Genomic DNA, 7525 nt, shown 5'->3' with positions numbered 1-7525 from the left:
GTTTTCATTGACAGTGAATCTTTGCCAACCGGTATTGCAATACCTAAAGCTGGACAGAGCTCCATGCCAATGGTTTTTACCGTATCAAATAAAGCCGCGTCTTCTTTATTGTCACCACAGGCGGCCATCCAATTGGCCGACATTTTAATATCGCTGAGTTGCTTAATGGGTGCTGAAATAATATTAGTAATGGACTCGGCCAATGCCATACGGCCCGAGGCAGGGCCATCAATTACGGCGATAGGCGAACGCTCGCCCAGTGCCATGGCTTCGCCTTTGTTATCGTTAAAGCTGGCGGCACTAACCGCGCAATCGGCGACAGGCACTTGCCAAGGACCAACCATTTGATCACGCGAGACCAAGCCGCCGACACTGCGATCAGCAATGGTAATTAAAAAAGTTTTATCGGCAACAGAGGGCAAGCGCAGCACTCTCGCCACCATTTCATCAATACTCACGTCAGGCGTAATAAACGATTTTGGCTTTTCTTGACTACGTATACATTGTCGTTGCATTCGTGGCGTGTTACCGAACAACAAATTATTGGGGATATCGATAACAAATTTATCTGATTCACTGTCGTAGAGTTTTAGTGTCTGGTCGTCAGTAACACTACCAATGATGGCATAGGGACAACGCTCGCGTTGACAAAGAGCCTCGAATATCGCAAGGTCATCATCGGTAATGGCTAACACATAACGTTCTTGCGATTCGTTACTCCATAGCTGCATTGGCGATAAACTTTCATCAGCGCGCGAAATTTTATCGAGCTGAAGGTTTGCACCGCGATCACAGTCGTTAACAATCTCTGGCACGGCATTGGAAATACCGCCTGCGCCAACGTCGTGAATAGAGGCGATAGGGTTAGCATCGCCACGCGCCCAACAGGCGTCAATCACTTCCTGACAACGGCGTTGCATTTCGGGGTTACCACGCTGCACTGAGGCAAAATCCAGCGCTTCGCTGCTGGCACCACTGTCCATTGACGATGCCGCGCCACCACCAAGACCAATCAACATGGCTGGCCCACCCAGCACAACAATATGAACATTTTCGCCTAACTGTTTTTTCTCTACGTGGTCGGCACGAATACTACCGTGACCACCGGCCAGCATAATCGGTTTATGATAACCACGTAGTTCATCACCTGATTCAAACGATACTGTTTGTTCGTAAGTTCTGAAATAACCACATAGATTCGGCCGACCAAATTCATTACCAAATGCAGCAGCACCAATGGGCGCTTCGAGCATAATATCGAACGCGCTGGCTATGCGTTCGGGACGGCCATAATTCACTTCCCACGGTCTTTTTGCATCGGGGATATTCAGGTTCGACACGGTAAAGCCAACTAAACCTGCCTTTGAACGTGAACCGCGACCGGTTGCACCTTCATCACGAATTTCACCACCGGTGCCGGTGGCTGCTCCGGGGAACGGCGAGATGGCGGTGGGATGATTATGGGTTTCGACCTTCATCAAGAGGTGCGAGGCTTCATCATGGTAGTGGTATTCACCATTATCAACGAAAAATCGCTGGGTATTGTGTCCTGTAACAACAGCGGAATTATCTTTATAAGCTGATAACAAGCCTGCTGGACTACATTTAGCAGTATTGCGGATCATGTCAAACAAAGAATCGGCTTGCGCTTCACCATCGACAATCCAGCTAGCATTAAATATTTTGTGGCGGCAATGTTCAGAATTTGCCTGCGAAAACATCATTAGCTCGGCGTCGGTCGGGTTACGGCCTAAATCAGTGAACGCGGCCACGAGGTATTCCATCTCCTGCTCGCTGAGCGCTAGACCTAACTCACTATTAGCGTTTTGTAGGGCGCTTAAACCATAGGCAAGCACATCGATATGAGCCAATGGCGCAGGCTGCCCTGAGGTAAATACCGTAGATGATTCTTCAGCGCTGACAAAAATCGATTCCGTCATACGATCATGCAATAAGAGATAGAGTGTTTCTAACTCCTGTGAGCTCAGATCTTTAGATGAGCTAATCACATACAATCGACCGTGCTCAACACGGTTGACTGCTGCTAAACCACTGTTATGCAATATATCAGTGGCCTTGGTCGACCAAGGCGAAATCGTTCCCGGTCGCGGCACCACATAGCTAAGGCTCTGGCCAGGCTTAACCGTAATATTGTTCTCATCAACTTGAAGTATTTTGCGCACCAAAAACATCTGTTCTGATGACAAATCATGTGCTGTCTGTAATAGATAAAATGCGTAGACATCGACAGCGCTTATTGATGATTGCAGCGTTTGCAATGCAGTCAATAACTGTGCGCGACGAAACTCAGAAAATGCAGAGAATCCTTGTAAAAAAATAGAGGTCATCAGAAATTACCGGCTGTCAGAGCACGACACCAATACGTCGCGCCACTTCTTCATAGCCCTCAATTACGTTGCCAAGACCTTGACGAAAACGATCTTTATCGAGCTTCTTGCGTGTTTTAGCATCCCACAAGCGGCAGCCGTCCGGTGAGAATTCATCACCCAAAACCAACCGCCCTTGATAACGGCCAAACTCTAGCTTGTAGTCGACCAACAATAAGCCAGCATCACCAAACAGCTTCAATAAAATTTCATTACAACGCAATGTCACCGCTTTCATCGCTGTAATCTCATCGGTATTAGCCCAAGCAAAAGAAATGATATGCGAATCATTAATCATTGGATCATGCAAGGCGTCGTTTTTGAGAAAAAACTCAAAAACAGGCGGTGATAGCGCCATGCCTTCTTCCGTACCAAGACGGCGGCATAAGCTACCCGCAGCGTAGTTACGCACCACGCACTCTACTGGTATCATCTCCATCGGTCGCACCAAGGAATCGTGATCTGACTCCAAGCTAACAAAATGGGTTTCAACACCTGCCGCTTGCAATGCCTTCATAATATACGCATTGAATTTGTTGTTCACTGCACCTTTACGTTCAAGTTGCTCGACTTTTTCGCCATCAAAGGCTGACGTATCATTACGAAATCGCATCAGTAATATATCAGGGTCATCAGTGCGGTAAAGTGTTTTCGCTTTACCTGAGTACAGCTCATCTAAAACAACAATGGACATATCAGCGACCGGGACTCCGTTAATATAGGGGCAACACGCAGGAAGTGCGTGACTTAACTAATGAGTTAGCTATTCGTTCGTTTCTTCGGGAACAATCAGTGCGGCATCACGATTTGGCTCTTGCAAATCTTTAGGCACTTGCAGTGGAACATTGGAGGTGCTTTTTCCATACTCTGCACCATCACTTTTTAGCAAACCACATGATGTGATAGTTGCCGCAAAAAACCCAATAGTAACAATACGAAAAAAATAACGATTGATAGGAACTATCATAGCTTAATACCTGCCTGCTTAAGTGCGGCTTCAATCACTGCGTGAAATTTTTTATCTAATGGTGTCATCGGCAAACGAATCCCCATCGCAATCTTGCCCATTCGATGTAATGCCCATTTGACTGGAATGGGGCTTGACTCAACAAACAACTCTTTGTGTAATGCGCGCAGACTTTGGTCAATTCTTTCTGCCTCGGCTATATCCCCTGCCAATGCTGCCTTACACATCGTTGCCATGGCCTCTGGTGCAACATTATTCGTGACTGAAATGACGCCGTTACCCCCTCGCAACATAAAGGCAGTACCGGTCTCATCATCACCGCTGTAAATCCCGAAATCGTCACCTGTCAGTAGCCGAATCTGATCAAGGCGCGATAAATCACCTGTTGCTTCTTTTACGCCGACAATATTGTCAATTTTAGCTAAACGTGCAATCGTCTCAGGCAACATGTCACACGCTGTACGACCCGGAACGTTATATAAAATCTGTGGAATCTCAACACTTTCAGCAATCAGCTTATGATGTTGGTACAAACCCTCTTGCGTAGGTTTATTATAGTAGGGAGTCACCAATAAGCAGGCATCGGCACCCACCTGTTGGGCGCAACGACTAAGAGCAATCGCCTCACGGGTCGAATTTGCCCCAGTCCCCGCAATCACTGGAATACGCCCATCAACGTACTGAACGACATGACGAATGACGTCGCAATGCTCTTTCTCATCCAAGGTGGCAGATTCACCGGTCGTGCCTACAGCAACAATGGCATCGGTTCCCGCTTGCACGTGCCATTCGACCAGCTCTTGCAAACTGGGATAATCGACTGCGCCGTCACCCGCCATTGGCGTGACCAACGCGACCATACTACCTTGAAACATTACAGGACTCGTGCAGGGAGAAAGAGCGCCAAATGATACCGACGAAAGTCTATTTACTCAAGCATTTGCTGGTACTATAGCGTTTTTTTACCACAGCGATATGTAACTCCAGATTACTTAGGCAAGACTATGCAAAACTACCTCATTATCTCAGCCATTGGTCACGACAAGCCTGGCATTGTACAAAAAATATCCAAGATCGTGCTCGATAACGGCTGCAGCATCGAAGACAGCCGTATGATGGTGCTTGGCGGCGAATTCAGCGTCATCATGATGACCGCCGGCAACTGGAACCACATTGCCAAACTGGAGAATGCGATCAAAACTGCCGCTGCTGAACTTGATCTGGCGGTCACCCTGACACGCACCGAGCCGCGCGAGACGAAACCAACGTTAATGCCGTATGCAGTCGAAGTGGTCGCTATCGACCACCCTGGCATCGTCCACCATGTCACTGATTTCTTCTCACGGCGTCAGATCAACATCGAAGATCTCAGCACAGATAGCTACCATGCAGCCCATACTGGCACCGCCATGTTCTCCATGAACATTGCTATCGATGTACCATCACAACTCAGCCTTAGCGAACTACGTATGCAATTTCTCAGCTTCTGCGACGAATACAATCTCGATGCTGTCATTGAACCGATTAAGAAATAGATTCTGACCTTATTTAAAGGAGCACCCCCATGAGCGCACCCATCGTCGGCAAAGCCGCGCCTAAATTTACCGCTGTAGCCACCGGCGAACAAATCATCAAACTAAATGATCTAAAAGGTCAAAACGTCGTACTCTATTTTTACCCCAAAGACAGCACCCCTGGCTGCACGACCGAGGGGCAAGACTTTCGCGATAACATCAAGCAATTTGGAAAGTTGAACACAGTAATTTTTGGTATCTCACGTGACAGCATAAAATCGCATGAGAATTTTAAGGCTAAGCAGTGCTTTCCTTTTGACCTATTATCTGACCCTGACGAAGCACTCTGCAATCAATTCGACGTCATTAAAGAAAAGAGTCTCTATGGCAAAAAATATATGGGCATCGAACGTAGCACTTTCTTAATCGATGAAAAAGGCGTGCTTCGACAAGAATGGCGTAAAGTCAAAGTCAAAGGCCATGTCGATGAGGTACTGGAGGAGGTTAAAGTGCTTTGAGCTTGCCAGCAGACTCTTTTATTTTTTGCCGGCAAACATGGCGTTAGACAAATAAGAAAACTAAGAAAATGGCAAAAAATACGATCAAATATTGGAACCCACTGTGCGCTGAAAATAAAGGTAAGTGGCAATCAATAGATGGGCTTGAAGGGGTCGCTGAAGAATTGACTCTGAGCATTGATCACGAAACAGGAGAATACACACGTTTAACTCGGTTTTATGCTGGCGCAGATACAATTAAATTTGGCGCTAAAAGTCACGAATATCCTGAAGAAATATTTATCGTAAGTGGTCGTCTTTACGATCAGGCATTTGATATGTGGTTGGAAACTGGGCATTACGCAAGCAGGCCACCTGGTGAATTGCATGGCCCTTTTAAAACTGAAGGAGGATGTGTCGTACTTGAGATCTCTTTTCCAAATAAAGTGGGTGAGTAACAAGTGAGTTCAGCAGATTACCAAAATCTGGGGCTCCCAGCCCCTACCGCAGCCGATTTAATGAGTCGCGCCAAAGCTCCTAGCAATAGCTTTACCATTTTTAATGGCAGGAATGTCCACTAACTATACTGAAATTATATCGATTCACGGTAGTATAAAATCGCGAAAGGTCGCGTTGTCTTTACCCGTAGTGAAACGGCCACAAATACTAATTTCAGACTGAGCTCTCAATCGGGCGGCACTACGTGTACCCCTCAAGGGGGCATTGAAGTGAACCCCTGGGGTATAATACTTTTTTAGCTGCCGTTATTGAGAAACACCTGTTTATCCCATGCCCAATCAAAACATCCATGCCATACAACAAGATATTATTGACGAATTTGCTTTATTCGAAGACTGGATCGAGCGCTATCAATACATTATCGATCTTGGCCGCGACCTACCTCAGCTCGACGCTGATGAGATGGTCGAAGCAAACCTGGTCAAAGGTTGCCAGTCACAAGTCTGGCTAATGGCTAACGAAGAAAACGGCAAGATAATTTATCGTGTCAATAGTGATGCCGCCATTGTCAAAGGTCTCGCTGCACTATTGGTTCGTGTCTATTCGAACCAGACTGCGGACATAATTGTTAACACTGAGCCTGAATTCATTAGCAAAATTAACATGCATGAGCATTTATCACCCACCCGATCAAACGGCTTGGTTGCTATGCTTAAACAAATTAAATTGTTTGCCGCCGCTATAAAACAACGACATAAACTTGAGCCCTAGTCGTAACCATAATAATAGGTCGCCAATATCGGTACACACTTGCTCATTAATGCGGATTTAATCTTGGCGGATAAAAACGACCGGCGCCCCAAGGGGCGGCCTGTTAACACGCTCTAGTCGTCTCTCACGATGCGCTGTTTGACAGCCAGGTAAAACAAGGTATCGGCTTCAGCGTTATTAGGTTCAAAACTGACACCCAGGCGAAAAGACCTGCCCTCTTGCGACTCGGTTTGATCGTTTTCTTTTGAACACCAGGTGATTTTGCCATAACGCGTAATATCACAATCACCGGTATTAAACTCTAACTGTACCGGAGTGCCAATACGTACCGGCGAATACGCTTTAAGACCAATACCACTTTTAGACACATCTGCTGCGTGGACGGTCTCTTGACCATCGTCACCAACGTGGAGTCGTAATAGAATATGACTATTATTTTGGCCGTTAGCAATGCGTTGCGCACGGCGGCGTTCGCCTGACGTTACTTTGGGTATCACTTTAATTTTCTCTACTTTGTTTGCCATTCTTTCCATATACAGCGGCCGCTTTGCTTTTCTATAAAGTCTAATCGCTGGGAATGAGCGATTTCTTCTTCTTCGGTAGTGGAAATAATGACCAGAGGCGGACGATTAGCATCGATTCGACGGATTGGCTCATTACTGAGGGCGCTGAATTCCTGCCTTCCACCAAGCAACATACTGACTTGACCACCGGTCATGGCCAAATAAACATCGGCAAGGATTTCAGCGTCGAGCAGGGCGCCATGGAGTTGGCGTGAGGAATTATCGATTTCGTAACGACCACATAGCGCATCGAGACTATTACGTTGGCCAGGATGTAGTTTACGCGCCATAACCAAGGTGTCAGTCACGCTGCACTGACCGTCAATTTTCTTCATGCCTACTTTGTTAAATTCGTGATCGACAAAGC

The 7525-nt window shown here is 46.6% G+C and carries 10 protein-coding genes; 4 read left to right on the top strand and 6 right to left on the bottom strand.

Features of this window, described 5'->3' with window-relative positions:
* The 4 genes from purL to JKY90_00360 all read right to left on the bottom strand — a co-directional run.
* A partial coding sequence (purL, locus tag JKY90_00375) for a phosphoribosylformylglycinamidine synthase (GenBank protein ID MBL4850729.1) occupies nucleotides 1–2348 on the bottom strand: 2348 nt, incomplete at its 3' end.
* A gap of 16 nt (nucleotides 2349–2364) precedes the next feature.
* On the bottom strand, nucleotides 2365–3075 hold the full coding sequence (purC, locus tag JKY90_00370; GenBank protein MBL4850728.1) for a phosphoribosylaminoimidazolesuccinocarboxamide synthase: 711 nt from the start codon (nucleotides 3073–3075) through the stop codon (nucleotides 2365–2367).
* 75 nt (nucleotides 3076–3150) lie between these two features.
* Entirely contained in the window at nucleotides 3151–3354 is a 204-nt protein-coding gene (locus tag JKY90_00365; protein ID MBL4850727.1) for a hypothetical protein, read from the bottom strand.
* The gene (locus JKY90_00360) at nucleotides 3351–4229 is read right to left on the bottom strand and encodes a 4-hydroxy-tetrahydrodipicolinate synthase (protein MBL4850726.1); all 879 of its coding nucleotides are present in this window, start codon (nucleotides 4227–4229) and stop codon (nucleotides 3351–3353) included. Before JKY90_00360 ends, JKY90_00365 begins: the two co-directional genes overlap by 4 nt.
* Nucleotides 4230–4358: 129 nt before the next feature.
* On the opposite strand from JKY90_00360, the gene JKY90_00355 reads away from it, so the two are divergent.
* The 4 genes from JKY90_00355 to JKY90_00340 all read left to right on the top strand — a co-directional run bounded on the left by JKY90_00355 (nucleotide 4359) and on the right by JKY90_00340 (nucleotide 6595).
* Nucleotides 4359–4889, top strand: coding sequence for a glycine cleavage system protein R (locus JKY90_00355; protein ID MBL4850725.1), 531 nt, complete (start codon nucleotides 4359–4361; stop codon nucleotides 4887–4889).
* Between the two features lie 29 nt (nucleotides 4890–4918).
* Nucleotides 4919–5386, top strand: coding sequence for a thioredoxin-dependent thiol peroxidase (gene bcp, locus JKY90_00350; GenBank protein MBL4850724.1), 468 nt, complete (start codon nucleotides 4919–4921; stop codon nucleotides 5384–5386).
* 68 nt (nucleotides 5387–5454) lie between these two features.
* Nucleotides 5455–5823, top strand: coding sequence for a cupin domain-containing protein (locus tag JKY90_00345; protein ID MBL4850723.1), 369 nt, complete (start codon nucleotides 5455–5457; stop codon nucleotides 5821–5823).
* Nucleotides 5824–6154: 331 nt separating this feature from the next.
* Nucleotides 6155–6595, top strand: a complete 441-nt coding sequence (locus JKY90_00340; protein MBL4850722.1) for a SufE family protein — start codon at nucleotides 6155–6157, stop codon at nucleotides 6593–6595.
* Nucleotides 6596–6708: 113 nt separating this feature from the next.
* Here the strand turns inward: JKY90_00340 and JKY90_00335 are convergent, their stop codons facing one another.
* Together JKY90_00335 and JKY90_00330 are read right to left on the bottom strand one after the other, a co-directional pair.
* On the bottom strand, nucleotides 6709–7119 hold the full coding sequence (locus JKY90_00335; GenBank protein MBL4850721.1) for a PilZ domain-containing protein: 411 nt from the start codon (nucleotides 7117–7119) through the stop codon (nucleotides 6709–6711).
* Nucleotides 7104–7525 (bottom strand): DNA polymerase III subunit epsilon (locus JKY90_00330; GenBank protein MBL4850720.1); only part of this gene is annotated, 422 nt, incomplete at its 5' end. The genes JKY90_00335 and JKY90_00330, both read right to left, overlap by 16 nt.

The sequence above is a fragment of the Gammaproteobacteria bacterium genome (assembly GCA_016765075.1).
Classification (GTDB): Bacteria; Pseudomonadota; Gammaproteobacteria.
The sequence above is the reverse complement of the archived record's forward strand: the minus strand, read 5'-3'. Positions and strand labels throughout refer to the sequence as shown.

Coding starts and splice junctions, on each gene's coding strand:
- JKY90_00365 (MBL4850727.1), bottom strand. CDS start 3,354: ATGATAGTTCCTATCAATCGTTATTTTTTTCGTATTGTTACTATTGGG.
- JKY90_00360 (MBL4850726.1), bottom strand. CDS start 4,229: ATGTTTCAAGGTAGTATGGTCGCGTTGGTCACGCCAATGGCGGGTGAC.
- JKY90_00355 (MBL4850725.1), top strand. CDS start 4,359: ATGCAAAACTACCTCATTATCTCAGCCATTGGTCACGACAAGCCTGGC.
- bcp (MBL4850724.1), top strand. CDS start 4,919: ATGAGCGCACCCATCGTCGGCAAAGCCGCGCCTAAATTTACCGCTGTA.
- JKY90_00345 (MBL4850723.1), top strand. CDS start 5,455: ATGGCAAAAAATACGATCAAATATTGGAACCCACTGTGCGCTGAAAAT.
- JKY90_00340 (MBL4850722.1), top strand. CDS start 6,155: ATGCCCAATCAAAACATCCATGCCATACAACAAGATATTATTGACGAA.
- JKY90_00335 (MBL4850721.1), bottom strand. CDS start 7,119: ATGGCAAACAAAGTAGAGAAAATTAAAGTGATACCCAAAGTAACGTCA.